General features: G+C 69.7%; 19 protein-coding genes and 4 pseudogenes. 9 read left to right on the forward strand and 14 right to left on the reverse strand.

The genetic code is table 11. From position 1 onward, the window contains the following. The 7 genes from AB0I10_RS03280 to AB0I10_RS03310 all read right to left on the reverse strand — a co-directional run bounded on the left by AB0I10_RS03280 (window position 1) and on the right by AB0I10_RS03310 (window position 7,425). Entirely contained in the window at window positions 1–993 is a 993-nt protein-coding gene (locus AB0I10_RS03280; protein ID WP_363150561.1) for a diiron oxygenase, read from the reverse strand. Beyond that, window positions 990–2,315 carry a diaminobutyrate--2-oxoglutarate transaminase gene (ectB, locus tag AB0I10_RS03285; protein ID WP_363150562.1) on the reverse strand — a complete coding sequence of 442 codons (1,326 nt, stop codon included), beginning with the start codon at window positions 2,313–2,315 and terminating at the stop codon, window positions 990–992. Before ectB ends, AB0I10_RS03280 begins: the two co-directional genes overlap by 4 nt. Beyond that, on the reverse strand, window positions 2,312–3,286 hold the full coding sequence (locus tag AB0I10_RS03290) for a 3-methyl-2-oxobutanoate hydroxymethyltransferase (RefSeq protein WP_363150563.1): 975 nt from the start codon (window positions 3,284–3,286) through the stop codon (window positions 2,312–2,314). The genes ectB and AB0I10_RS03290 overlap by 4 nt, the downstream gene beginning before the upstream one ends. After that, window positions 3,276–4,445 carry a pyridoxal phosphate-dependent aminotransferase gene (locus AB0I10_RS03295; protein WP_363150564.1) on the reverse strand — a complete coding sequence of 390 codons (1,170 nt, stop codon included), beginning with the start codon at window positions 4,443–4,445 and terminating at the stop codon, window positions 3,276–3,278. The genes AB0I10_RS03290 and AB0I10_RS03295 overlap by 11 nt, the downstream gene beginning before the upstream one ends. A gap of 9 nt (window positions 4,446–4,454) precedes the next feature. Next, on the reverse strand, window positions 4,455–5,834 hold the full coding sequence (locus tag AB0I10_RS03300; RefSeq protein WP_363150565.1) for an LLM class flavin-dependent oxidoreductase: 1,380 nt from the start codon (window positions 5,832–5,834) through the stop codon (window positions 4,455–4,457). Between the two features lie 239 nt (window positions 5,835–6,073). Next, window positions 6,074–6,775, reverse strand: coding sequence for a response regulator (locus AB0I10_RS03305; RefSeq protein ID WP_363150566.1), 702 nt, complete (start codon window positions 6,773–6,775; stop codon window positions 6,074–6,076). Next, the gene (locus AB0I10_RS03310) at window positions 6,772–7,425 is read right to left on the reverse strand and encodes an ATP-binding protein (RefSeq protein ID WP_363150567.1); all 654 of its coding nucleotides are present in this window, start codon (window positions 7,423–7,425) and stop codon (window positions 6,772–6,774) included. The genes AB0I10_RS03305 and AB0I10_RS03310 overlap by 4 nt, the downstream gene beginning before the upstream one ends. Window positions 7,426–7,617: 192 nt before the next feature. Between AB0I10_RS03310 and AB0I10_RS03315 the strand changes: the two genes are divergently transcribed. The 4 genes from AB0I10_RS03315 to AB0I10_RS03330 all read left to right on the forward strand — a co-directional run bounded on the left by AB0I10_RS03315 (window position 7,618) and on the right by AB0I10_RS03330 (window position 11,928). Then, window positions 7,618–8,883, forward strand: coding sequence for an ATP-dependent carboxylate-amine ligase (locus AB0I10_RS03315; protein ID WP_363150568.1), 1,266 nt, complete (start codon window positions 7,618–7,620; stop codon window positions 8,881–8,883). A 69-nt stretch (window positions 8,884–8,952) separates the two neighbouring features. Next, window positions 8,953–9,969, forward strand: a complete 1,017-nt coding sequence (locus tag AB0I10_RS03320; RefSeq protein WP_363150569.1) for a 2-dehydropantoate 2-reductase N-terminal domain-containing protein — start codon at window positions 8,953–8,955, stop codon at window positions 9,967–9,969. A gap of 288 nt (window positions 9,970–10,257) precedes the next feature. After that, window positions 10,258–11,151 carry a hypothetical protein gene (locus tag AB0I10_RS03325; RefSeq protein WP_363150570.1) on the forward strand — a complete coding sequence of 298 codons (894 nt, stop codon included), beginning with the start codon at window positions 10,258–10,260 and terminating at the stop codon, window positions 11,149–11,151. A gap of 135 nt (window positions 11,152–11,286) precedes the next feature. Further along, window positions 11,287–11,928 carry a DUF1266 domain-containing protein gene (locus AB0I10_RS03330; RefSeq protein WP_363150571.1) on the forward strand — a complete coding sequence of 214 codons (642 nt, stop codon included), beginning with the start codon at window positions 11,287–11,289 and terminating at the stop codon, window positions 11,926–11,928. A gap of 56 nt (window positions 11,929–11,984) precedes the next feature. On the opposite strand, the pseudogene AB0I10_RS03335 reads toward AB0I10_RS03330, so the two are convergent. From AB0I10_RS03335 to AB0I10_RS03355, 5 genes and pseudogenes are all read right to left on the reverse strand, one after another. Next, window positions 11,985–12,257, reverse strand: a pseudogene (locus tag AB0I10_RS03335) (helix-turn-helix domain-containing protein); the annotation flags it as partial. A gap of 94 nt (window positions 12,258–12,351) precedes the next feature. Continuing rightward, window positions 12,352–13,623, reverse strand: a complete 1,272-nt coding sequence (locus tag AB0I10_RS03340; protein WP_363150827.1) for an MFS transporter — start codon at window positions 13,621–13,623, stop codon at window positions 12,352–12,354. Window positions 13,624–14,070: 447 nt separating this feature from the next. Next, window positions 14,071–14,592 (reverse strand): cupin domain-containing protein, encoded by a 522-nt coding sequence (locus tag AB0I10_RS03345; RefSeq protein ID WP_363150572.1) that lies wholly within the window; start codon window positions 14,590–14,592, stop codon window positions 14,071–14,073. 47 nt (window positions 14,593–14,639) lie between these two features. Further along, complete coding sequence (locus AB0I10_RS03350; protein ID WP_363150573.1) at window positions 14,640–15,884, reverse strand: MFS transporter; 1,245 nt, start codon at window positions 15,882–15,884, stop codon at window positions 14,640–14,642. 95 nt (window positions 15,885–15,979) lie between these two features. Then, window positions 15,980–16,573, reverse strand: a complete 594-nt coding sequence (locus tag AB0I10_RS03355) for a malonic semialdehyde reductase (protein WP_363150574.1) — start codon at window positions 16,571–16,573, stop codon at window positions 15,980–15,982. A gap of 117 nt (window positions 16,574–16,690) precedes the next feature. Between AB0I10_RS03355 and AB0I10_RS03360 the strand changes: the two genes are divergently transcribed. The 3 genes and pseudogenes from AB0I10_RS03360 to AB0I10_RS03370 form a co-directional block, all read left to right on the forward strand. Then, window positions 16,691–17,197: a MarR family transcriptional regulator gene (locus tag AB0I10_RS03360; protein ID WP_128508905.1), complete on the forward strand. Its 507-nt coding sequence runs from the start codon at window positions 16,691–16,693 to the stop codon at window positions 17,195–17,197. 188 nt (window positions 17,198–17,385) lie between these two features. Further along, window positions 17,386–17,919, forward strand: a pseudogene (locus AB0I10_RS03365) (LLM class flavin-dependent oxidoreductase); the annotation flags it as partial. A 61-nt stretch (window positions 17,920–17,980) separates the two neighbouring features. Continuing rightward, a pseudogene (locus AB0I10_RS03370) lies at window positions 17,981–18,111 on the forward strand (DinB family protein); the annotation flags it as partial. A 73-nt stretch (window positions 18,112–18,184) separates the two neighbouring features. Here AB0I10_RS03370 and AB0I10_RS03375 read toward each other — a convergent pair. After that, on the reverse strand, window positions 18,185–20,284 hold the full coding sequence (locus AB0I10_RS03375) for a hypothetical protein (RefSeq protein WP_363150575.1): 2,100 nt from the start codon (window positions 20,282–20,284) through the stop codon (window positions 18,185–18,187). 14 nt (window positions 20,285–20,298) lie between these two features. Beyond that, on the reverse strand, window positions 20,299–23,274 hold the full coding sequence (locus tag AB0I10_RS03380; RefSeq protein WP_363150576.1) for a hypothetical protein: 2,976 nt from the start codon (window positions 23,272–23,274) through the stop codon (window positions 20,299–20,301). 305 nt (window positions 23,275–23,579) lie between these two features. Between AB0I10_RS03380 and AB0I10_RS03385 the strand changes: the two are divergent. Both AB0I10_RS03385 and AB0I10_RS03390 read left to right on the forward strand, forming a co-directional pair. Next, a pseudogene (locus tag AB0I10_RS03385) lies at window positions 23,580–23,708 on the forward strand (DinB family protein); the annotation flags it as partial. Window positions 23,709–23,952: 244 nt separating this feature from the next. Continuing rightward, window positions 23,953–24,078 (forward strand): hypothetical protein, encoded by a 126-nt coding sequence (locus tag AB0I10_RS03390; RefSeq protein WP_363150577.1) that lies wholly within the window; start codon window positions 23,953–23,955, stop codon window positions 24,076–24,078. Window positions 24,079–24,339 lie beyond the last annotated feature (261 nt).

Genomic DNA, 24,339 nt, shown 5'->3' on the forward strand with positions numbered 1-24,339 from the left:
TCACTCGGTCCCGAAGTCGAAGTCGACCTGGTCCTCGAGCTCCATCTCGCGCACGATGCGCCGCACCCCGGAGAAGTCGCGCACCAGCAGGCCGGTGCCGGCCTGGCGGCGGCAGTCCTCGACGATCTCGTCGGCCTTCTCGAAGCCCGCCGCCTTCAGGATGCCGGGCCACACCGCGAAGTCCTGCTCCACGAAGGCGTGCAGCGCCTTGGGCAGCGAGTCGACGAAGGCGCGGCGCTGTTCGTTGTTCATGTGCACGTACAGCGCCTTGGCGACCTCGACCATGACGGAGGAGTGCGCGGACTCGTCGCGGGCGTGCAGCCGGGGCACCAGGGCGTGCAGCGGCTGGACGGTCTTGTCGCGGGAGAGCAGCTCCAGATAGGCGTTGACGCTGATCTCCGAGACGGTCGTCCACACCAGCTTCAGCAGGTCGCGCTCCCAGCGCTCCGACACCTTCGCGTCGGCCTCCAGGAGGCGGCGGTAGGTGACCGTGTGCGGGTAGGCGGGCTCGCCGGTGATCTCCCGTACCTCGCGGGTGCGCTGCATCGCGATCATGTGCATGTACGTGTGCCAGACCTCGTCCACGTGCGTCTGCTGGACGGCGCGCTTGAGCTGGACGCTGTCGGCACCGGGAAAGGCGCCGTGCATGATCATGGCGAAGGTCGGGTTGGCGACGTACTCCTCGGCCGCGATGACCCGCTCGTTGTAGACGAGCCAGGCCATGGTGAGGACCTTCTGGCGCTGCTCGGGCGTGGCCGCGAGGTACAGCGGGTGCTCGGCGAACGGCAGCAGGCGCTCCGGGTAGTCCGGCAGCTGCTCGTCGTACTCCTCCGGCTCCGATATCTGGTCCAGATCGGTGCGGATCGTGGCACGCCGCGGCCAGGAGTCGGCGATCCGGCGCAGCACGGTCTCGTCGATGCCGTGCTCGTGGCCGTGCTCGTCACCGTCTTCGAAGTCGCCCTCGATGGTCTGCTCGTGCTCGGCGATGCTCAACTCAAGTCCCCTTCGGATACGTCATCTTGTGCGGCCGACGCGATGGCGTCGGCGAGGAGGGCGAGGCCGGGCGCCAGCTCCTCGGCGTCCGCCACGATCGGCGGCATGATCTTGAGGACCTGGCCGCGGGCTCCGGACGTCTCGACCAGGAGTCCGCGCGTGAAGGCGGCCCGCGAGACCCGGTCCGCGAGCGCCGGGTCGGTGAAGCCGAGCCCGCGGATCAGGCCGCGGCCAAGGACGGTGCAGCCGAGATCGGCGAACTTGGCGGCCAGTTCGGTGAGCCGGTCCTCCAGCGCGGCGGCGTTGCGCAGCACCCGCGCGGCGAACTCCGGGTCCGCCCAGCGGTCCAGGCAGGCCGTGGCGGTGACGAAGGCGAGGTTGTTGCCGCGGAAGGTGCCGCTGTGTTCGCCGGGGCCCAGCTGGTCGAGCTCGGGGCGGACCAGGACGAGGGCCATGGGCAGGCCGAAGCCGCTGATGGACTTGGACAGGCAGATCAGGTCGGGGACGATGCCCGCCTCTTCGAAGCTGAAGAAGGTGCCGGTGCGCCCGCACCCGGCCTGGATGTCGTCGACGATCAGCAGGATGCCCCGCTCACGCGCCACTTCGGCGAGCCTGCGCAGCCACGGCGCGCTCGCCACCGCGAGGCCGCCCTCGCCCTGCACGGTCTCCACCACGAAGGCGGCGGGCAGGTCGATGCCGCTGCCCGGGTCGTCGAGCATCCGGGTGAGGTAGTCGATGGTGTCGACGCCTTCGCCCGCGTAGCCCTCGTAGGGCATCCGCGTGACGTGGCCGAGCGGTACGCCGGCCGCCCCGCGCTTGAACGAGGTGGCGGACGCGGCGAGCGCGCCGAGCGAGAGGCCGTGGAAGCCGCCGGTGAAGGCGATGATGTCGGTGCGTCCGGTGACCCTGCGGGCCGTCTTGAACGCAGCCTCGACGGCGTTGGTGCCGGTCGGCCCGGTGAACTGCACCCGGTGGTCGAGCCCGCGCGGCGCGAGCACCACCTCGCGGAAGCGGTGCAGGAACGCGGCCTTGGCGCCGGTGTGCAGGTCGAGGCCGTGGACGGGACCGTCGGCCTGCAGGTAGTCGATGAGGGCGGCGCGCACCTCGGGCGGGTTGTGGCCGTAGTTGAGCGCGCCGGCGCCCGACAGGAAGTCGATGTACTCGCGGCCGTCCGCGTCCCACATCCGGTGTCCTGCCGCCCGCGTGAAGACGGCGGGAAAGCGCCGGCAGTAGGTGCGTACGGCCGATTCGAGCTCGTCGAAGACGGCCGTGTCCGATCCGGGGGTCGCCGCTCCCGCGGTGACCGGTTCGGTGGTGGTCATGAGGCACTCCAAGGGTCGATGCCGGTGATCTCGGCCGTCTCACGGGGGGTCAGGGCGGTGCGCGGGGAGAGCGGGAACCAGCCCGCGAGGCTGAGCCGCAGCAGCTCGCGCATGCGGTCGGCGATCAGCTCCGGGGTGTAGCGCTCGGGCACCTCGGCCGCGTCGATCACCGGGGTCGGCGGGAAGTAGCGGCCGCCGGGTACGGGGCGCACGACGGCGTCCCACAGGTTGAGGCTCTGGCCGCCCCAGCGGGCCCGGCCGCTGAACACCGAGTACAGCGGCAGGCCTTCGGGGTGCGGTCGGCTCAACGCCTGGTTCACTGTCTCGCTGACCATCTCGACGATCAGTCCGCAGCCGCCCGCGGACCGGGCCCTGCGAGCCTGCGCGAAGAGCGCGAGCGCGCCGTCCAGGGCGTCGCCGTGCCGGGTCAGACCGCCGCTCTGCGGGGTGTAGCCGAGGTGCGCCAGGGTGGGGGTGCCGGTCGCAGCCACCGCCTCGATGCAGTCGAACTCGCGCTCACCCGCCACCTCGATCTTGACCGCGTCCGCGCCGGCCGCGACGAACCGGTCGGCGGCGGCCCGTGCCGTGGCGGTGCTGTGGGTCGCCCCGTCCGGCAGGTCGGCGAGCAGGAACGGCCGCTTGTCGGCGGGGAATTCGGCGTCCAGCGCCTTGCGCACCTCGGCTACCAGGCCGGTGAGGGTGGCGAGGCCCCACTCCTGCTCGTCGGCGCCGGTCAGCGTGGTGCCACTGCGACCCAGGTGGGTCATGAAGTACGAGTCGCCGACCATCACGCACTCGATGGGGGCGTCGTGCAGGTCCGGTGCGCGCAGCGCCTTGGCGAGGCCTTCCACCTCGTAACCCCGATACGCGTTGATCTTCAGTCCGAGCTGTGCCGGGCTGTCGTACCGGTGCAGGTACGGAGCCAGCGCGGAAGCTGCCGCCGGCCTGGCCACGGTGGTGTCAACGGTCATGGCCGCCCTCCCAGTAGATCTTGTTGATACGGCCGATGGCGTCCGCCACCACCTCTTCAGGCGCCGCGGTGAAGCAGAGCCGGGCCCAACCGTCGCAGTGGGCGCCGAACACCCGGCCCGGCGCGAGTCCCACCCCCGCCTCGGCGCAGCGACGCACGAACTCCGCGCCGTCGCCGTAGCGGCCCAGGTCGAGGAAGGTGTAGAGCCCGCCCGTGATGCGGGTGTGCGGAATCTCCAGGGCGGCGTCGGCGAGTCGCCATGCCCGCTCCGCCGCCGCCCGGCGCCGCGCGAGCTCGTCGGTGGGTGTGGCGAGCGCCCGGAACGCGGTGTGCTGCGCGGCGGTGGACACCGAGTACAACGTGTGCAGCGACCACTTGGTGAGGATCTCCTCCGCGCCGGGCGGCGAGATCAGATGGCCGACACGGGCGCCGGGCATCGCATACGTCTTGCTGCAGCTGTGCACCGAGAAGGTGCGCTCGGCCGCGCCGCGGACGGTCGCCATGTCGAGAAAGCCGCCGCCGCTGAAGTCGTAGTTCTCGTACGCGTTGTCGGCAATCAGCCACAGGTCGTGTCGCGCGGCCAGCTCGGCGAGCGCGCCCAGGGCCTGCTCGTCAAGGCGGAAGCCCGTCGGATTGTTGGGGTTGTTGAAGTAGATCGCCCGGGTGCGCGGCCCCACGGCCTGCTCGATCGCCGCGATGAAGTCGAAGCCGGGGTCCTCGCACAGCTCCAGAAAAACCGGCACCTCGTGCGGTGTCCCGCCGGCCGCCCACACCAGGCCGGTCGCGAACAGCCACTGCGGGGACAGGATCAGTACCTCGTCTCCCGGGCTCAGGATCGCGTGCAGGGTCACTGCGATGCCGTGGGTGGCGCCGCTCGTCACCAGGACCTGCCCGGGGGCGACAGGGGTGCCCCGGCGCCGGCTCGCCGCCTCGGCGAACGCCGAGCGGAGCGCGGGGACTCCGCCGGGCGGGGCGTGCTCGTGGGCCGCGATCCCGAACTCCGCGCGCTCCCAGGTGCTGGGCCGCGCGCACGGCTCGAAGACGGTCTTGCCTTGCTGCAGCGGCACCGGGTCGGCGTGCGCGCCGGAGCGCAGCAGCCGGTCGACGGCCACCAGCGGGGAGGGCGGTATCTCACTGAGGTTTCTACCGAAGGACGGCATGAGGTGTGCTCACTCCTGGACTTGGAACGGGGCGGGGCCGAGCGGGAGTTCGGCGGCAGCGCCCCGGGCGGGCCGGTCGATGCCGAGGTTTCCGCGCAGGGTGGTGCTCTCGTACTCGGTGCGGAACAGGCCCCGGCGCTGCAGTTCGGGCACCACGAGGTCGACGAAGTCGTCCAAGCCCTCGGGGAGCACGGGCGGCATGACGTTGAATCCGTCGGCGGCCTCGCCGGTGAACCACTCCTCCATGAGGTCGGCGACGTCCTGGGGGGTGCCGATGACGATGCGGTGCCCGCGGCCGCCGGTCAGGGACTGGTACAGCTCCCTGATCGTCAGACCCTCGCGGCGCGCCTTGTCGTAGACGAGCTGCTGGCGGCTGGTGCTGCCCTGGGTGGGCGGCAGTTCGGGCAGCGGCTCGTCCAGCGGGAAGCCCGAGATGTCGACGTCGCCGAGGAGCTGCGTGAGCAGGCCCAACCCGACGACCGGGTCGACCAGTTCCTGCAGTACGGCGTACTTGTCCTCGGCCTCGGCGCGGGTGCGGCCGATCACGGGGAAGAGGCCGGGCATCACCTTCATCTGGTCGGCGTCGCGCCCGTAGGCGGCGGCCTGCTGCTTGATGCCGCGGTAGAACGTCCTGGCCTCGTCCAGGGTCTGGGCGGCAGTGAACACCACCTCGGCCCAGCGGGCGGCGAAGTCCTGGCCGTCCGCGGAGGCGCCCGCCTGGATGAGCACGGGGTAACCCTGCGGCGAGCGGGCCACGTTGAGCGGACCGTGCACCGAGAAGTGCTCGCCCTTGTGGTCGAGCACATGCAGCTTGTCGGGCTCGAAGTAGCGCCCGGACTCCTTGTCGTAGCCGAACGCGTCGTCGTCCCAGCTGTCCCACAGGCCGGTGACGACCTCCATGAACTCCCTGGCCCGGTGGTAGCGCGACGCGTGGTCGGGCTGGGAGTCGCGGTTGAAGTTCTTCGCCTCGGCGTCCGTCACCGAGGTGACGATGTTCCAGGCGGCCCGGCCGGCGCTGAGGTGGTCGATCGAGGCGAACTTCCGCGCGATGTGGAACGGTTCGTTGTACGTCGTCGAGGCGGTCGCCGCGAGACCGATGTGTGTGGTGTGCACGGCGAGGGCGGACAGCAGCGTCAGCGGGTCGAACTGGAGGAAGCGGCCCCAGCGGCTCAGCTCGTCGGCATTGCGGTACGGGGTGCGGATGCCCACCCCGTCGGCGACGAAGAACATGTCGAACTTGCCGCGCTCGGCGGTGTGCAGGAGCTCGCGGTAGTGGGCGAAGTCCAGGCCGCCGTCCGCGCGGGCCGTGGGGTGCCGCCAGGAGGCCACATGGTAGCCGGGGGTCAGGAGGAAGGCTCCCAGACGGAGCGTACGGCGTGTCACGCCCATGGCAGTTCTCCGGTGTCCTTGCAGGTGAGGAGCTTTGGGTCAACGCGGACACTAGATCAGGAGCCGAGGCGGGACAGGGTTCTGCCCGCACTGTGGCTTTACCACGGAAAGCGCCTTCTGCCTCTTTTGATTACCTCGCTATGACTGCCCTATGACACCGGTGGAAACCGCGCGGGCCCCGCACCCTTCAGGGTGCGGGGCCCGGTGGCGTGGGACTGGGGCGTCCTCGTGGACTGCGATCAGAGAGGGCGCGCGTGGGAAGCCTCGCCGGGCGCGGACTCGTAGTGGTGCTCGGGGCGCCCGGCGCCCCCGTACTTCAGTGTGAGCTGGACCCTGCCGCACTCCTGCAGGTGCTTGAGGTAACGCTGCGCGGTGGAGCGGCTCACTCCGGTCAAGTCGGCCACCTCCTGTGCGGACAGCGGCTGGCCGGCCCGGACCAGAACGTCGCGGATGCGCTCGGTGGTCGCTGCCGAGTACCCCTTGGGCGGTGCTTCCGCCTGGACCGGCGTGTGGAGCGTGCCGAAGATCTCGTCCACCTCGCCCTGGCCGAGCTCTGCGAACCGGTCGAGACGGGTGCGCATCTGCGCGTAGGACGTCAACTTGGCCCGCAGCGCCGGAAAGCCGAACGGCTTGACCAGGTACTGCAGGACACCGTTGCGCAGTGCCGAGCGCACGAGCTCCGCCCCGTGGGCCGCTGAGATCATGATGATGTCGGTCTCGTGGCCGAGTCGGCGAAGCCTGCGCACCAGGCGCAGTCCGTCCTCGTCCGGAAGGTAGTGGTCGAGCAGCATCAGATCGACGCCGCCGCGTTCGACGGCCGTCAGTGCCTCGGCGGCCGTGTGGGCCCGGCCCACGACACGGAATCCCGGAATGCGGGACACATAGCCGGAGTTGACCTCGGCGACGTAGAAGTCGTCGTCCACGACCAGAACGTCGATCACAGTGCGGATCCCGCCGCCATGGGCGGTTCCTGGGGCAGCCGGACCGTGAACACGGCACCGCCACCTAACCGTTCGGTCAGCCGGATCGAGCCGCCGTAGCGTCGCGTGATGCGGTGGACGAGTGCGAGGCCGAGCCCTCGGCCGCGATGTGGTGGCGCCTGCTTCGTCGACCAGCCCATGCGGAACACCGTCGTGCGCAGGGCGGGTGGCACACCGGGCCCGTTGTCGGCGACGGTCAGCACCGTGGCGCCCGGCTCCGCCCGCACGCCGACCTCGGCGAAGGGCTTCGCCGCCGGTTGCGCGGCCGCCGCGTCGACAGCGTTGTCGATGAGATTGCCCAGCACCGTCACCAGGTCGCGCGAGGCGACAGAAGGCCGGGACGGTGTCGCATTGTCGGCTAGCCGCAGCGTCACGCCCCGCTCGGCGGCGGCCGCCCGCTTGCCGGCGAGGAGGGCGTGAAGCAGCGGCTCGGACCGCCGCCCCGGCGGTGTGTGAAGCTCCGGTGCGGGGGCGCCGGAGAGCTCCGCGACGAACTGCCGGGCCTGTGCGTACATTTCCAGATCGAGCAGGCCCGCGAGGACGTGCAGGTAATTCGCCAGCTCGTGGTCCCAATCTGGCGGTGTAGCGGCGAGAATCCGTTGGTTCTTCAACCTTCCCCCTGTGTAAATGCAAGATCAAGATCTTGGGTCCCTGCCTTCCTACATGGCCGAAATGAGCAGAACAATCTTTCCGAGGTAAAGCCAGCGTATTTACCAGGACCGCCCTGACCGGGACCCGCGCCTTTAGCCTTGGTGCCGCACGCAGTCGGGTGCGTGCTTTCCGGGAGTCTTGGGGAGGCGCTGGTGGAAACTGGAGCAGAACGGAATGTTCTGGCTTTCGTGGACAGCGACTATGCGGACACCCCGTACGACAAGTGGGCCTGTGATGCGGGGGTACGGCCGCACCTTCTGGTCTCTGCGGGCAAATTCCCCCAGTACCGACACATTCCGGGCGCCATCCCCGTCGCCGGCTATCCCCACGGCGGCGAAGCGGAACGGACGGCCCTCGACCTCGCGGAGCGCATGCCGCCCTGCGCGGTACTCGCCCGCATGGAAGGCGACTTGCTGCGCGCCGCGCGGCTGAGGGAGCTGCTCGGTGTGCCGGGCCAGGACTTCGCCAGCGCCCTCGCGTTCCGCGACAAGGTTCACATGAAGACTCTGGCGCGCCAAAGCGGCGTGGACGTACCGGAGTTCGCTCCGGTACGCGTGGCCTTCGACCTCTTCGGCTTCGTCCGCGAGCACGGCTACCCCGTGGTGGTGAAGCCGGCCTTCGGTTCCGGTTCCACGGGCACTCATGTGCTGCGCGGCCCCGCGGATCTGGCCCGGCTGCTGGCCGAAGGTCTGCCCGAGCACGCAGAGGTGGAGCGGTTCGTGGAGGGTGCGATGTACGTCGTGGACGGGCTGGTAGTGGAGGGCGCACCGGTGGCCACGTTCGTCTCGCGCTACCTCAACGACTGCCTGTCCTTCCGCGACGGCACATATCTGGGTTCGGCACAGCTCACCCGTGCCCATCCGATGACATACCGGCTCATCGACTATGCGCGAAAGGTCCTCGACGCGCTGCCCACCCCCGAGTGCACCACCTTCCACCTGGAGGTCTTCCACACACCCGAGGATCGCCTCGTACTGTGCGAGATCGGCAGCCGGACCGGCGGCGCGCTGACCGCCCCCGCCATCCGCGCCGCCACCGGCTTCGACCTCGACGAACAGTGGTTCCGGGCTCAGGTCACCCCGGGCGGCGTGACCGATACCGGGGTTCAGGGCGTCGCACCAGGACAGAGCGCGGGCTGGGTCGTCTTCTACCCCGAACGGGGCACGCTCGCGGCCCTGCCCGAGGATCCCCCACCCTTCGTGGCGGAGGAACGCCTGCGGGGTACGGTGGGCACGGCGTACCAGGGGGGCGAGAAGTCCGGTAGGTACGTGGCGGGTTACGTGCTGACCGGTGTCGACGACCAGGAGGTCGAGCGGCGCGCAGAGGAACTCGCCAGGTGGTATGCCGCGGGGGTGCGGTGGGCCGGAAACGACGGCGGGGACGACCGGTCGGACGACCCGGACGACAGCCCCAACTGACAGCGAAACAAACCCGCTTCGGGCCGTACGGCCTGGTCCGACATCTGAAGCGGAGAGCCAGGGAGCGGAATGCGCTACATCATCATCGGGTCCGGAGCCGTCGGCGGTTCGATCGGGGGGCGGCTCCACGAAAGCGGCCACTCCGTCGTCCTGGTCGCCCGCGGCGCACACTTCGAGGCGCTGCGCCACAGCGGGCTGCGACTGACGGTCCCCACCGGCACGCTCGCCCTCGACGTACCCGTCGTGTCACGGCCCGAGGACGTCGAACTGCGTGACGGCGATGTGCTCGTTCTCGCCGTCAAGACCCAGGACAGCGTGGCCGCCCTGGATGCATGGTCCGCGCGGCCGGTGGCGGGCGGCGGCACGGCGGGTGAACGCCTGCCTCTGGTGTGCGCCCAGAACGGGGTGGAGAACGAACGCCTGGCGCTGCGCCGCTTCCGCGAGGTGTACGGCATGTGCGTCATCCTGCCCAGCAGCCACCTGAATCCGGGCGAGGTCATCGCACCCTGCGGCCCATACACCGGTGCCCTGGTCCTCGGCCGGTACGGGACGGGCACGGACGACGCCGCCCGGCAGATCGCGGACGACCTGGAGAAGGCGCACTTCCTGGCCCCGGTAGCGGCGGACGTGATGCGCTGGAAGTACGGCAAACTCCTCGGCAACCTCGCGAACGTGGTCGAGGCGGTGTGCGGCTCCACCTCGGACGCCACCGCCCAGGACCTGGTCGCCCTGGCGAAGGCCGAGGGAGCCGCGGCCCTCGACGCCGCGGGCATCGCCTATGCGAGCGCGGCCGAGATCACCGAGCTGCGCAGCGGGGCGGTCGACCCGCAGCCGATCGCTGGCGAGCGCGCTCTCGGCTCGTCCTGGCAGAGTCTGGTGCGGGGCGCGGGATCGATCGAGACGGACTACCTCAACGGGGAGATGGTGCTGCTCGGCCGGGAGCACGGCGTGCCCACCCCGGTGAACACGGCCCTGCAGCACGCTGCCCGGGAGAGCGTACGCCAGAGCCGGGAGCCGGGCGGCCTGACGGCCCAGGAGTTGAGCACGCGCATCACCGGGGGCCTCACCGGGCGAATTCCAACCTGAAGTCACAGGTCACGGGCCTGGCGTGAGCGGCGGGTGGGGTGCTCGGGCGGTCGGCGGCGTGATCGTCTCGGGGGGATCGTTCGCCAGGCCGCCCGCAGGCCCGGAACCGGCGACGCAGCGGGTGGCCGCAATCCGGGGAGCGCGGATCACCTCCGCTCGCGCGGAGAAGACGGGAAGGCCATTGGTGACCCCAACCAGGTGAACAGCCGACCCGCGCACGCACGCCGTCATGTGGTCCTCCGCCCCTTCGCCTCGACCCGTCCCGAGGGCGGGGCCGTCGTCCTGCGCATGGCGACCGCACTCTGGCTGTACTGGTTCACCGCAGGCGGGGTGGACGAGGGACGGCACTGGATCGAAGTCGCGCTGCGGCTCGGTGGCGGTCAACCGTACGAGCGCGCCACAGCCATGTGGCTCTGCGGCTATCTGGTCATCTTGCAGGGGGATATCACCCTCGCCGAGCGCTACGCAGACGATGCGGCAATGACGGCGGGCACGGCAGACGCGGGTGGCGCGGTTGAACCAGCAGGCTCGACGGGCGCAGGTGGGCTCGTGGCTGGTGCGTCGATGATCCGGGGCCTGGCAGCCCTCTTCCGCGGGGAAATGGACTCCGCATGGGCCCTGTCCGAGCGGGCCGTGCGCGGCTTCCGGGAGGAGCAGGACGCCTTCGGTGTCCAGCAGAGCCTCAGTCAGGTGGGAATGGCAGAGATGATGCGAGGCCACCTGGACGAGGCTCGTGCGGCGTTGGACCAGGCTTACGCATACGCGGTGCAAGGCGGCGAGCTGTGGCACCGGTCGTACGTGGTGTGGGCGCTGGGCATGCTGCACGCCGAGGAGGGGCGGCCTGATCAGGCCCTGGCAGAGTTCCGACGGAGCCTGCGGCTCAAGAACACCTTCCGGGACGCGCGCGGGATCGGGGCGCTCCTAGAGACGACAGCCTGGGTGATCGCGGATCAGAGGGATCCGCTGACTGCGGCGCAGTTGCTGGGCGGTGCCCAGGCGGTGTGGCCCGCAACCGGACTGCGGCTGTTCGGTTTCCGTGCGTTGATCGAGACCAGCGAGCAGTACCGCAACGACATCCGCACCGAGCTGGGCGAGCGGGACTTCGCCGAGGCATTTGCTCGCGGCTTGGCGATGACGGTCCGGGATGCCGTTGCTCTGGCGCTCGGGGAAGGGCCTCGATGACACCGAACTCCTGGACGCCGGTCGCTGTGCAGGGCTTCGTGAAACAGCACTGATACCAAACGCTGCTGAACTACCTGGTGAGTGCTCCCCACTGCCTGTTTGACCTGCTGATCAGCGTCCTGTGAGGATCCCCGCATGAACGCTCGAATACTTGCCGGAGCCCTGCTGAAGATGGCGTTCGGGCCATCGGCGAAGAGGCGCTACCCCGCCCCGCTGACGGCCCACCAGCGGTGGATGGTGTCGCTCGACGCTGTCTTGGCCGAGCGGATGTGGGGGCACAGCCACTTGATGCTCTATCCCCTGAAGCGGATCAACCCCACCAACTGCCAGGTAAGCCTGAAACATAGCTGGGACATCACCTGCTCGGGGAGCCTGCATTCAACCTTGAATTGGCTTGCCTCGGAGGGGCACCGAGAGCAGATGGCACCGATCGTCGGACACCCACCAGTTGCGTGGGACTTCGGCCGCTACGTCACGGTCACCCGGCTGGGATTCGGCGCCGGCTACATCGATGAGGCAGGCGCCTGGCAGCTCCTCACGAGCGCGGTCGCACCCGTGGCACAGGCCTACCCATCGTGGCAGGCCTTCGCGCACGACTTCGTCACCGGACGCGAGCTGTGGATGCGCAACGCAGGGGGTGAATGGGCCGGTTCCCAGGAAGAGACCGTTCAGGCCGTGCATCGCCTGCTGGATCCGACAAACACCGACAGCCCGTGGCAGCAGGTCCCGTGGGAGACCATCCACCACGGCGACCACGTCCCCCCTCAACGCCGGTGACAAGAGCGGCAACGGCGCAATGCGCTCCCAGAGCTCATCCGGGTGACCCATGGTGAGCGGCGGATGACCTGCCCGGTGGGCCGGTCGATGAACGCCAGTCGGTTCAGGCCGTGGCGGGTCAGGATCCGGTGCACGGTCGAGGCGGGCAGCCCAGGACCTGACCGATCCGCGCGGGGCCGAGCCTGCGCTCCTTGCGCGGTTGGCAGATCTGGGTCTCGGTCTCGGCCGTGGTCTTGTGCGGTGTGCGGTCGGCTGGACCGGTCGCGCAATCCGGGTTCGCCCTCGGCCGTGAACCGTCGCATCCATTTGTGGGCTGTGGTGAGGGATATGCATGTTCAAGACCCAGCGGCCGTTAACAATGCTCGTGATCAATGCAACTAGGACCTGCCCGACGGATCGTGCGACGGAAACACGCCTGATCGGTCACCCCGCTGCGGGCTCCGTCGCCATCACACGCACCGGGCGCGTCTCCGGCAGCAGCGCGAAGCAGCCCAGACTGAGCAGAGCGATCCCCGTCAGATACGCGGCCACGCCCCAGGGCACCGGGCCGCCCTGCTCGGCGAGCGTCGTCGCCACGATCGGTGTCAGCGCTCCGCCGAGGACCCCGCCGAGGTTGTAGCCGACCGCGGCCCCCGTGCAGCGCACGCGCGGTTCGTACAGCTCCGGCAGATACGCGGCGATCACAGCGAACATCGTGATGAACGCCAGCATCGCCCCCAGGAAGCCGAGGAACATCAACAGCGGCGCCCCCGTGGCGAGCAGCGCGACCATCGGGAACATCCACAAGGCGGAGGCCGCGCATCCCGTCAGGCACAGGGGGCGCCGGCCGAAGCGGTCGCCCAGCAGCGCCGCCAGCGGTGTCAATGAGCCCTTCACCACCACCGCGGCCATGATGCAGGTCAGCATGACAGTACGGCTCACGCCCAGTCGTTCCGTCCCGTAGGTGAGAGACCAGGTCGTCACGGCGTAGAAGATCGCGTATCCCACCGCCAGCGCGCCGGCGGTCAGCAGAACGAGCCGCCAGTGGTCGCGCACGACTTCGGCGAGCGGCACACGTGCGTGGTCCTCGATTTCGCGGAAACGCGGACTCTCGGCGAGCGACGACCGCAGCCACAGCCCCGCCACGGCCAGCAGCCCAGCCGCCCAGAAGGGCACGCGCCACCCCCAGGACGCGAACTGCGCGTCGGACAGCGTCGCCGACAGCGCCAGCATCACGCCGTTGGCGAGCAGGAATCCCAGTGACGGCCCAACCTGCGGAACGCTCGTCCACAGCGCGCGCCGTTCGGCGGGCGCGTGCTCTGCGGTCAGCAGCACTGCCCCGCCCCACTCCCCGCCGAGCCCGAGCCCCTGCAGAAACCGCAGGACGAGCAGCAACACGGGAGCGGTCACCCCGATCGTGTCGTACGTCGGCACGCAGCCGACCGCGACCGTGGAGGCCCCGGTGAGGAGCAGTGACGCGATGAGAACCGGGCGTCTGCCGTGGCGGTCCCCGATGTGTCCGAACAGCACCGAGCCGAGTGGCCGGGCGACGAAGCCCACGCCGAAGGTTCCGAAGGCGGCCAGCGTCCCGGTGACCGATGAGAACGTGGGGAAGAACAGCGGCCCCAGGACCAGCGCCGCAGCGGTCCCGTAGACGAAGAAGTCGTAGAACTCGATGGCCGTCCCGGCGAGTGAGGCGGTCGCGAGCCGCAGCATGGAGGGCGCCCTTACGGTGCGTACGTCGTGCATGCCACGTCAACTACCCACGGTGATCAGCGGTTACGGGGGTGCGGGGCGCGGACGCATCAGTACGTCACGGCGATGCCCAGCGAGACCGTGGACGCGGATCGTGCCCCACAGGGGACGACAAGCCGGCGGTCGGTGTATCCAAGTTGGTGTGACCAAGTCGGTGTGTCCAAGCAGAGGCTGATCGACCGGGCAGCGGCGTGACTCGACGGCGAGCAGTAGCCGTTCAAGACGGCAGTCAGCCCATTCTGTTGGAAGCCCCAGGAGCGCGAGCACCGCACAGGTCGTGATTGCCCCGCGGGTGTCTGCGCTCGGCCGGCTGGCCACGTGCCCCTGAAAAAGGGTTCGGGCTGGTAGCGGGGCGGCTGCGAGGTTCCGTTGAGGGCCGGGCCACCCGGATCCGGGTCGTGGAGTCGATCACGTGGAACGCTCCAGGGCGGCGCGCCAGGCCGGGCTGTCGACGTAGTGGTTGTCGAAGCGTTCCGAGGACTCGGCGATCTCCTTCGGGTCTGCCTCGCCGCGCATCACCCGGCCGAGCAGGCGCAGGTAGTCGAACCTGCCCATACCGGGGGTGAAGACGAACAGGACATCCGCTTCGCAGCCCGGGGCGGCCGCGAAGGCGTGCGGGGTGTGGGGCGGTACGGCGAGGAAGTCGCCTGCCTTGAGGACGGTGACTTCCTCGCCCACCAGGACCTGCAGGGCTCCGCTGATGACGAAGAAGAGTTCCGACGCCCGGGTGTGGAAGTGGGCGGGCGCTCCCACCGCGCCCTTGGCGAAGGTGGATCGGTAGCTCGTGCAGCCGCCTGCGGTGCCGTCCGAGTCGGCCAGCAGGGTCATCACGCTGCTCGGGTCGGCACAGGTCTCGGCATCTGCATGGCGGGTCAGCATCGCTTCGAGCGGGGTCGTGGTCGCGGGCATGGTGGGTGTTTCCTCGTTCATGATCGTGATCCTAAGTGCGAGGGTGGGACGGGACTGGGCGAGGCGTGTCAGCCGCCCAGCGTGATCAGGACTGCGATCGCTGGGCCGAAGGCGCCGCCCAGCTGGTAGCAGAGGTTGAACAGGCCGATCGCTGTGGGGCGCTGAGTGGTCGGCGCGGCCTGGGTGGCGTATACGGCGAGCGTGGCCTGGCCCGCGCTCGTCGTGAAGACGGCCAGCGTCGCGACCAGCAGGAGCAGCGGTGCCCAGGGGGTCAGCGCGGCGGTGAGCGGGGCCAGCGCTCCGACCGTGAGCAGGATCGTCAGGACCCGCGGGCGGCCCAGCCGGGCCGAGGCCGCGGCCAGCACCATGGAGAGCACGGAGCCTGCGAGGAGGGCGACCAGCTGGCCGGTGCCGATCGTGGAGGTCGACCAGTCGGTACGGTCGCGCAGCAGCTGCGGGATGGTGAAGAGCAGCGTGAAATACGAGGTCGCGAAGGTGCAGGCGAGCAGGGCGGAGAGGGCGAAGGCCCGGGTGCGCAGCAGCGTTGCGGGGACGAAGCCCGTGGGGTTGGACCGGATGTGCAGGGCCAGTAGCACGGTCGTCAGCAGCGAGGCGGCCACCGCCGGGAGCGGGTAGCGCGGGATGAGTACCAGTGCCGTCGCCGTCAGGACCAGCAGGGCGGCGCCCCGGCCGTCGAAGGGGGTGGTCTGCTTGGGTGCGGACAGGTCGGCGCGGCGCATGACCGCCGGCAGGGCCAGGAGGGCGACCGCCCCAACGGCGAGTGACACCCGCCAGGAGGCCGTGCCCGCGATCGCCGAGCCGAGCAGCGGTCCGACCGCGCCCAGCGTCCCGAAGCCCGCCGTGATCACCCCCATGCGGCGGACCGAGCCCGCCAGGCTCATCGCCGCGGTGACCAGGCCCGCGCCGCCCACCGCCTGGGCCGCCCGGCCTGCCATGGCCAGCGGCAGCCAGGGCGCCACGGCGACGACCGCGGTGCCGGCCACGATCAGGGCCGCGCTCAGCCGGAGCGTGTTGCCCAGGCCGCGGCGGCGCAGCAGGCCCGCCATCAGCGGGGTGCCGACGGCCATGGCCCAGGCGAAGACCGTGACGAGCCAGGTCGCCGTGGCCGTACGGATGCCGAGCGAGCCGGCCATGTCGGGCAGGATCAGGACCGGGCTGTTGGCGCTCGCGGCGACGGGGGTGGCCAGCAACGCCAGCCATGCGGACGGGACTTGGCGCGAAGCCGGCGTGGCGGGCGCGGTGGCGGGGGCCGGTGCCTGCGCGGCGGGGCGGGGGCGGGCGAGCAGAGACATGGCAGGCTCCGGAAGGTGAGGGGGCGGCGTGGCGGGCTCAGGGAAGTCAGGAAGGCGGTTCGGGCAGACCAAGCAGCTCACGCAGCTCAGGCGGCTCAGACCTTGGTGACGACCTCGTGGTACGCGAGCCGCGGCGAGCGCGGGAACCAGGCGTCCGCTCCGGGGCGGCCGATGTTCACGACCATCAGAGGCGTGTGGTCGTCGTCCAGGAACTCCTTCTGCACACCCGGGAAGTCGAAGCCGGTCATCGGCCCCGCGGCCAGCCCCGCCGCGCGCACGCCGAGGATGAAGTACGCCGCCTGGAGCGTCGCGTTGAGCAGCGCGGACTCCTCGCGGACCGGGCGGTCGGCGAAGATGAGGTCCTTGGCCTGTGGGAAGTGCGGGAGCAGCGCGGGGAGCTCCTCGTGGAACTCGTTGTCGGCGGCGAGGACCGCGATCAGCGGCGCGGCCGCAGTCTTGCGCCGGTTCCCCTCGTCTATGAGGTCCAGGAGTCGCTCGCGGGCCTCGTCGGAGCGGATCAGGACCACCCGCAGCGGCGACTGGTTGTAGGCGGTCGGGGCGTACTTCACCAGGTCGTAGATCGCCTGGACCTGGTCCTCGGTCACCGGCTCGGCGGTGAAGGTGTTGGCGGTGCGGGCCTGGCGGAAGAGGAGGTCCTGGGCGGTGGGGTGGAGAGCGAGCTCGGACATCGGGGTGCTCCTGTCGTTCAGTCTTGATAATCTCAACGTTGAGATAAAAGCAGCTCGACTCTCTCAACGTCAAGTGTCTTAACGTTGAGAAGATGTCCATTGAGAGGAGTGACGGTGATGAGCGATGCCGTGGACGCGATCATCGGCCAGTGGGCCAAGGAGCGCCCCGACGTGGTGGAGGACCTCTGGCCGGTGCAGCTCTTCGGGCGGATCCAGCGGCTGGCCCGGGTGGTCGACAAGTCCGCCAGGGCCGCGGCCGCCGCTCACGGCGTGGAGCACGGCGAGTTCGACGTGCTCACCACACTGCAGCGCTCCGGGCCGCCCTACACCCTCACCGCCGGGGCCTTCCTCAAGGCATCCATGGTGACCTCCGGTGCGATCACCAACCGCATCGACAAGATGGAGGCGAAGGGCCTGGTCGAGCGAGTACGTGACGGCGACGACCGGCGCACCATCAAGATCCGCCTCACCGAACACGGGCACGAGGTCACCCGGGCCGCCTTCGCCGACCATCTGGCGAACTACGCACAGCTGCTCGCCGACGTGGACCGCGACCTGGTCGACAAGACCGCCGAGGGCCTCCGCCAAGTGCTGGAGACCCTCGGCGACACCACCATCAAGTGACGGCTGTCCGACAGTCCGGGAACGCACACGGTGAGCCGGATGTGATGGCCGTCGCACCCTGTTCGTGATGCCGCCAGTGCGCGGCGTCCGCCTACCGGCTCTGAAGGAAGGGCAGAAGCGCCGGGTGCGTCGCGCGAGCTTGCGCGGGTCCATCTCTCCGTCGTCCTCATCGGCCGGGCTGGGATGGGCTGTTCGTCTGGACCACGTTGTGCACAAACGGCACCAGCGGTCGTTCGGGGACCCTTGGATGTTGCTAACGGCCGCAGCCCTGGCGACGTCGCGGATCAGGCTGGGCGCGCTGGACACCCCTGTCGCCCGGCGGCGTCCGCAGCAACTCGCCCGCCAAGTAGCTACCTTGGATACCCTCAGCGGCGGCAGGGCCATCTTCGGATCGGGTCTGGGCGGTCCAATCTGAGGACGAGTACGGCAGCTTCGGTGACACAACCGACCCCCTCGTACTCACCCAACGCCTCGACGAGGGACTGGACTTGCTGCAACGCTACTGGTCGGGCGAGTCCGAAGAACACGACGGACAGCACTACCAGGTACGAGATGTGACCTTGCTGCTCGCCACCATGCAACGCCCCCGACCGCCGGTCTGGATTGCCGGATTCTGGTCGAACCGCCCGCCGATGCGCCGCGCTGCCCGCTGGGACGGCGCGGTCCCCTTGTTCGCTTCCGCCAGGCACGGCCACGTTCCGCCCGTCGATCAGGTCCGCGACCGAGGGCGCGCGGACCGACCGTTTGGGGTTACTGCTCGACCAGTTCGACCACGCCAGGGAGATGGCCCAGGTGCGGACGGGGCTCGGCGACGAGGAGTACCTGTGGGAGCCGGTGCCCGGTTCTGGTCGATCCGGCGCCGGGGCGAGGCGGCGACGCCCTGGGCGTTCGGGCCGGGCGAGTGGGTGCTCGACTCATAGGAGCCGCACCTGTGATCCACGTGTCATAGCGCCATGGTTTTGCACTGCTGGCCGACGTGCTCGTTCCTCAACCCGTGCGCCGGACGGCGTTGACCAGGACGGCGAGACCTCCGACGATCCGTCCCGTGTCGGCCCGTCGTTGCACCAGGTCGACCCGGTGGCGGTGCCCCGGTTCCGAGCCCTCCGGCAGTTCGACCTTGAGGCCGACCACGAGCGGTGAGAGCGGGTCGGCGCCGAGCGCCACCGGCTCGTCGGGCAGCTCGAGCAGCCCGGCCGAGCGGTGGACCACCGCGACCGGAAGCCGGGCATCGGATCGCCGTACGTGGACGAGCTGCTCCCCGCCGAGTCGCTTGGGCAGGGCGATCGGGACGACGGCGAACTCCCCTGGTACCAGGTCGACCACGGCGACGTTCTTCTGGGCGAGGTTCCCGGCCTCCCAGACGTGGCTGCCAGCCGCGGGGTCGTCGAAGCGGCTCAGCACCGCGGCGACCACGCAGGTAGGGGATCCGGGCGGTGGCACCGACGCCCGAGGCCAGCGGGCCTTGACGACGCGGGTCTCGCCCGGCGCCAGGTGGAACTCGGCCTTCACCGCCGTGGCCTCGAAGAAGTCGGCCGGGAAGACGAACTCGGTCCCGGCGTACCCGGTCGCCCGGAACGTCACGACGAAATGCGCCGCCGCATCGGCACCGGCCCGGTTGCGCACCCGGGCATGGAACCAGTTGTCCTGCCCGTACTCCGGATTCTGGTGGGTCGTGCCGCCGTCGTTGCCGGTGCGGACCCAGAGATCGGGCGAGTCCCAGAACGCGCCCGCCCAGGTATCCGCCCCGGGGTCGGCTACGTCGTCGCGCAGCCACAGGGCGGGAGCCGGGAGGGGGTCGGGCAGGCCGTAGACGAACCGGTGGAAGGCGTGCACCACCCGGACGTCGCCGCTGCGGGCGACCAAATGCTCCTCCAGCCGCTCGGTGGACAGCGGCAACCCGCCCGCCTGGGCCTCGTACAGGGAGCGCATGTGTCGGTTGAGAGGTCCGGCGCCCATCATCGCGGCCAGTCCCTTGAAGAGAGCGCTGCCCGCGACGTAGGAGGCCTTCGGCGTGTGGCGCTGCCAGGGGTCCCGCGAGCACAGGGTTACGGGTGGCTCGGTGAAATCGAGAGGCACGGCGTCGTCCGCTCCGTCGTCGTGGAACGTGGTGAAGCCCTCGTCCCACCACCCGTCGGCTTGGCCGGCGGGCTTGAGGCCGCGGGCGAACCAGCTGTGGAACGTCTCGTGCAGGAGGGCGCCGGCCGACGTGGTCGTCCCTCCCTCGTACTCCATGCCCCCGCTGCCGGTGAAGTACGCGATGTACCGGTCATCATGGAGGTAGCCGCCATAGCCGTTCTCGTTGTCGATGAGGAGGGTACGGGTCGCGTCGATCTGAGCCTGGAGGTCGACGGCCGAGCCGGCCGGCCGCCACGCCTCGATGTTGACCGTTTTGCCGGACACCGGCAGCATCGCGGTTCCGGTGCTCCGCTCGACGGTGTCGGACGCCCGGATCTCCAGCAGGGGGGACACCGAGCTGGACCGGGCCGGGAACGCCACCGTCCAGTGGCGGGCGGCGAGTTCGGCGATGGAACCGTTGGTGATCACCGAGTGCGGGACGGCCGTGTTGTCGATCCGGATGTCCAGGTCGATGGAGTACTGGTCGAACTGCAGGTTGGCCGGCAGCCAGGCCTCGAGGTAGCGGGCGCGGTTCAAGTCGGACAGCGCGAGCGCGAAGGCCAGCCGGGGACCCGGCGCCCACTCGAATCTGGGCAGGTAGGAGCCGCCGAGCTGGCTGTCCGGGACGGCCAGGGGATACCGCACGCGCAGGGTGTGCACCGACCCCTCGCTCTGGCTCGACTCGATGACGCGCAGATCGGTGAAGGGACCGGTGCCGAAGGCATGGTGGGCCAGCTTGGCGGCGGGGAACGGCGTACCGTCCAGCCATGCCTGGGAGACCGACTGACGCAGGTCGAAGAAGGGGTTCCCGGCCGTCGGCCCCACGGTGTAGGTGAGGGTCGCGTCGGCCGAGGCCGAAGCGGACGCACCGTCGAAGACGATCGACGCCGTGAGGGAGCTGATGTCGACAGGGACGGCGAGCAGTCCGTCGACCGTCTTCGGTGGTGGAGCCACTTCCCAGTTGCCGGCCATGGTCCTCTCCCGGGTCAGCCGGAGCCGGAGTCCGGATGACCGAACTCGATGTCCAGGCTGATCTTCTTCACCGTGACCTTCGTGACGTCCGCTCCGTCGACGCCAAGGCGCTCGAGCAGGCCGTGCGCCGCCGTGCCGTCGGCGCGTGCGCTCAGCCCGCGCAGCCCGCCGCCTTCCGCATCCGCCGTCAGGCCGGGATCGACGGTGTAGCGCATTCCACCGATCTCCATCCCGTCGGCCAGCAGGGACACCTCGATCGTCTGGTCGCCGGCGGCCCGCAGCTCGTCGGCGGTGAACGACGCGCCCGGCACCAGCTGCAGCTCCAACCTGTGCTTCTCGCCCGGGTTCAGCCGGAATCCGTTCGCCGCATCGTTGAGGTCGAGCGCCCACCCCTTGTCCGCGAGGACACTCGGCATGGTGACCCTGAGCTCCATGTGCGCCGGCCGGGGCAGGTTGTTGCCGGCGAAGAAGACCGCGTCGGCCATCGACGAGATCAGGGCCTCCGGGCCCGCGCCGCCGGGCACGAGGGTGACGTTGCGCTGGCCGATGTTGTTGTCGTTGGGCACCAGCCGCCATTCCTCGATCGACTCCGAGCCGGTGAAGTGCACCACGTTGCTCGGGTCGCCCGCCGTGGAGGCGATCATCAGCGCGCAGTCGTGGCCGTGGACGTTCTCGTTGGGCACCCACTCGAACGGGCCGAACACGACGTCCGCCGCGTTGTTCGCCGCGACACTGGGTGAGGTCAGCCCCGCCGCCGGCGACATGGGCGTGAAGTCGCCCGGCCAGCTCAGCCCCGCTCCGGGCAGGCAGTGGTAGCCCTTGACGGTCACGGTCCCCGACGCCGAGGTACCGCGGTTCTTGACCTTCACGTAGAAGAAGTTCTTCGTGCCCGCGATGGCGTTCTGGTGTTCGGGCAGACCGTCAGGCGCGTTCCGGTTCCACATCGACTGATTCGCCCAGTGCACCGGCTGGAACTCGTACTCCCCGGCGCGCCCATCGTCGATGTACACGTCGACGGCCGGCGGCTTGCCGCCGTACGATCCCTGCTTCTCGAACCCCCAGCGGATCACCTTGTTGTAGGCACCGCCGGACAGACCCTCGGACAGCCAGTTCTCCAGGTCCGCCTCCTGCAGCTCCTCGCACCACAGCTGGGCGCCGCGGCCGGGGACCCGGGTCATGGTGATGGGGTCCACGTTGTCGGGGTTGGTGCCGGGTGTGAGCTGTCCGATGGCGCGCAGGATCAGGTACGTCGCAGCGCGGGAGGCGAACAGTCGCCTTCCAAGGTCCGGGTGGTCGCCCCCGATCGCGCGGTAGATCCGGAAGTGGCAGGTGGCCAGGATCTGCTCGCTCTGGTAGTTCTCATCGTCCTCGGGTCCGCCCCATCGCCACGTGCGGTCGAAGCGACGCGAGGTCGAGGGCCGGAACGGTGCGTAGCGGAACCGCTCCGCCGTCCCCCGCAACGCGGACTCCGGGTCCATCTGCAGCGCGGCCAGGCCGTCGCCGGCGCTGTGGGCGAAGCCGAACGTGCCCGTGCCCACGTGGTCTCCGAGAGACCCGTGACCACCCATCTCGTGCCAGTGCACCCACGGGTCGACCGCGCGGCCCAGGGGCTGGGTGGTGTTGGTGAGGTCGCACAGGGAGTAGCACATGTGGTCCGTGCCGCCGGTGCCGTTGGGCGCCCAGTGCGCGTTGACGTCATCCACTCCTGTGCCGCGGTGGTCGACCGGGATGGGGAAGTCCGTCCCGTCGAAGTAGCTTTCGATCGGGAATCCCAGGTCGGCGATCCTGCGGAACAGCTGGGTCTGGTGGTAGTAGGCGTTGACCGCCGCGAAGTCATTGGTCCGCGGCGCGAAGTTGAAGTCCGACCCCGACGGACGAGTGGGAGGGGCCGGGTTCGGAGCTTCGACGTCCTGGATGACCACGTATGTGCCCCGCAGTTTCTGGGACCCGTTGACCGGAGCGTCGAGTTGGTGGAGGACCTCGCTCGAGTCGTGGTTCTGCAGGATCGCGTCGCTGTCGTCAGCGGTGACGGTCAGATCACCGGTGCCCACATTGGGGTCGACCCGGAAGACCATGCCGTTGACGAAGCAGGTCTGGCACTCGATGTAGAGGACGGAGCCGGTCTCCACCTCGGAGAGGAGGAGCCAGACCAGATTGCCGTACCCGGGAAGGTCGTGCCGGACGATCATCTCGGCGCACAGGTACGTGCGTCCGGGCTCGATCGACCCGTCGACCGGAGCGATGTCCGGGAACGGTTGTGTGGTGTCCTCCCCGGTCCGGGCCCCCTCCTCGCCCGAGGGGCCCGCCAGGTCCTCGTCGGGGGGTGCCGGTTTGCCGGCGAAGCGAAGCTCGGGCTGGTAGCGGTAGGCGACGAACCGTCCGTTCATCAGGCCGGTCTCGGCGGTCCCGCCGTTCCGCTGGTCGGCGGCCCGCCCGGTGAGCCCGAGCGCGCGCCGCACGACGCGTGTCGCTTCCTTCACATCGGCCGGGGTCTCGGCCTCCGCGTCCACGCGGTGCGCGACGCGGCCGAGGAATCCGGCGCCGTCCTGGAAGAGCTTGCGGTAGGAGTCGATCCGCTCCTCGCTCGGCAGCCGGCCTTCCAGGTCGGGATCCGTGTTGTTCGTGACGCCGACGACCCGGTTCGGCCCGTGCTTCACCTTGACCGAGATCCCCCGCCGGAACACCGGCACGTCGAAGTAGGTCTGCGTGAAGGCGACGGTCGTTCCGTCGAAGAGCCTCTTGTCGTCCTCGAGCCGGTACTCGATGTCCTTCTCCTCGGGCGCCGTGGCCGCGGCCCTCATACGCAGGTTGCCGAGTGGCGGCCGCGCCAGCCCGAGCACGTCGGCGGCTTCCCTGAGGTAGGCGCTCGCCGCCTCGACGGGGTCGTTCTCCTCGCTGGCCTGGAGCTCCTGGCTGTGCCGGATGTGCGTGACGTTGGCGCCATCCTTGGTGATGTGGCCCTTGACCGAGCCGTTATAGAAGGTGGACATCAAAATCTCCCCGTCCAACAGACCTGATATCTGTCTCGAGAGCCTCTCCGGCGCCGCCTTGGACAACGGCTGATACACCGTCAGGACGAAATGCGCACGGCAACAAGAATTGCCTGCACGGTGATGAGGCCACCGGCTCCGCGAGGGAAATGTGGGCAACGCGGCTATTTAGGCTTCGAATTCGAGACTACGCCGCGCATTTCCCGCTGTCGACCGGCGGAGTTGTTGCCTGGTTAACCATTCGTTGTAGGGCGCGGGGAACGCCCTTGACCTGGAGAAACGGGTAGGGAGCAGACAAAACAGGACCGGCAAACGAGTACGCCGAGGTTGCCCGGCAGGCCGCCGGCGGCATGACTGTCGCCAAGATCGCCGATGACTGGAGCGTGAGTGTCGAGCGGGTCGAGCAGATCCTCGCCCACACCGGTGAGCCGGAGTGGCCCGTGGGAGAACTGAAGCTGACTTGGATGTCGCTCGGCCTCTATGGACCGGCAAGGTCGCTGAACGGCCAGATCTCCACCTGCAAGCCACGGGCGCGAAAGCCGTGGGCTGTTCCCGTGTCCTGGTCTACGCGGTCACCACTCTGGTCGGTACGACCGTCGTCGCCCTCGTGGCGATGGGGGCTGGCGCTTCCCTTCTGGGGAAATCCATCCCAAGGAGACGAGCCGGGACACCTACATCGTGATGGGCATCGACTTTGGCGGAGCCGTGATCTGCCTCCTCCTGGGTGTGCTCGGCGCGGCGCTGGGCTGGGCTGGCCTCGATCTCCTCGGCAACTGGTTCGCCAACTTGGTTGGGCTCGTGTGACGCGGCGCAGGAATACTGTCCGTCCTCGCTGACAACCTGTTCCGAACCCCGGCTTCCCGGACCTGGCAGCTCTCCCCTGTACTGGGAGCAGACCGCCCTGGAGTGACGCCGGCCGATAGGTGGCCGGACAGGCAAGCCTCAGCCCAGGTCGTGTGCGGAAGACGACTCATAGCTGGCCGCCGTGTCGACCGGTAGTTGGCCACTGAGGGCCCGTACCGACAGACGATGGCCTCACCGTCAGTTGTGACGGCTCAGGCGCTG

It is taken from the genome of Streptomyces sp. NPDC050636, assembly GCF_040654775.1.
Lineage (GTDB): Bacteria > Actinomycetota > Actinomycetes > Streptomycetales > Streptomycetaceae > Streptomyces.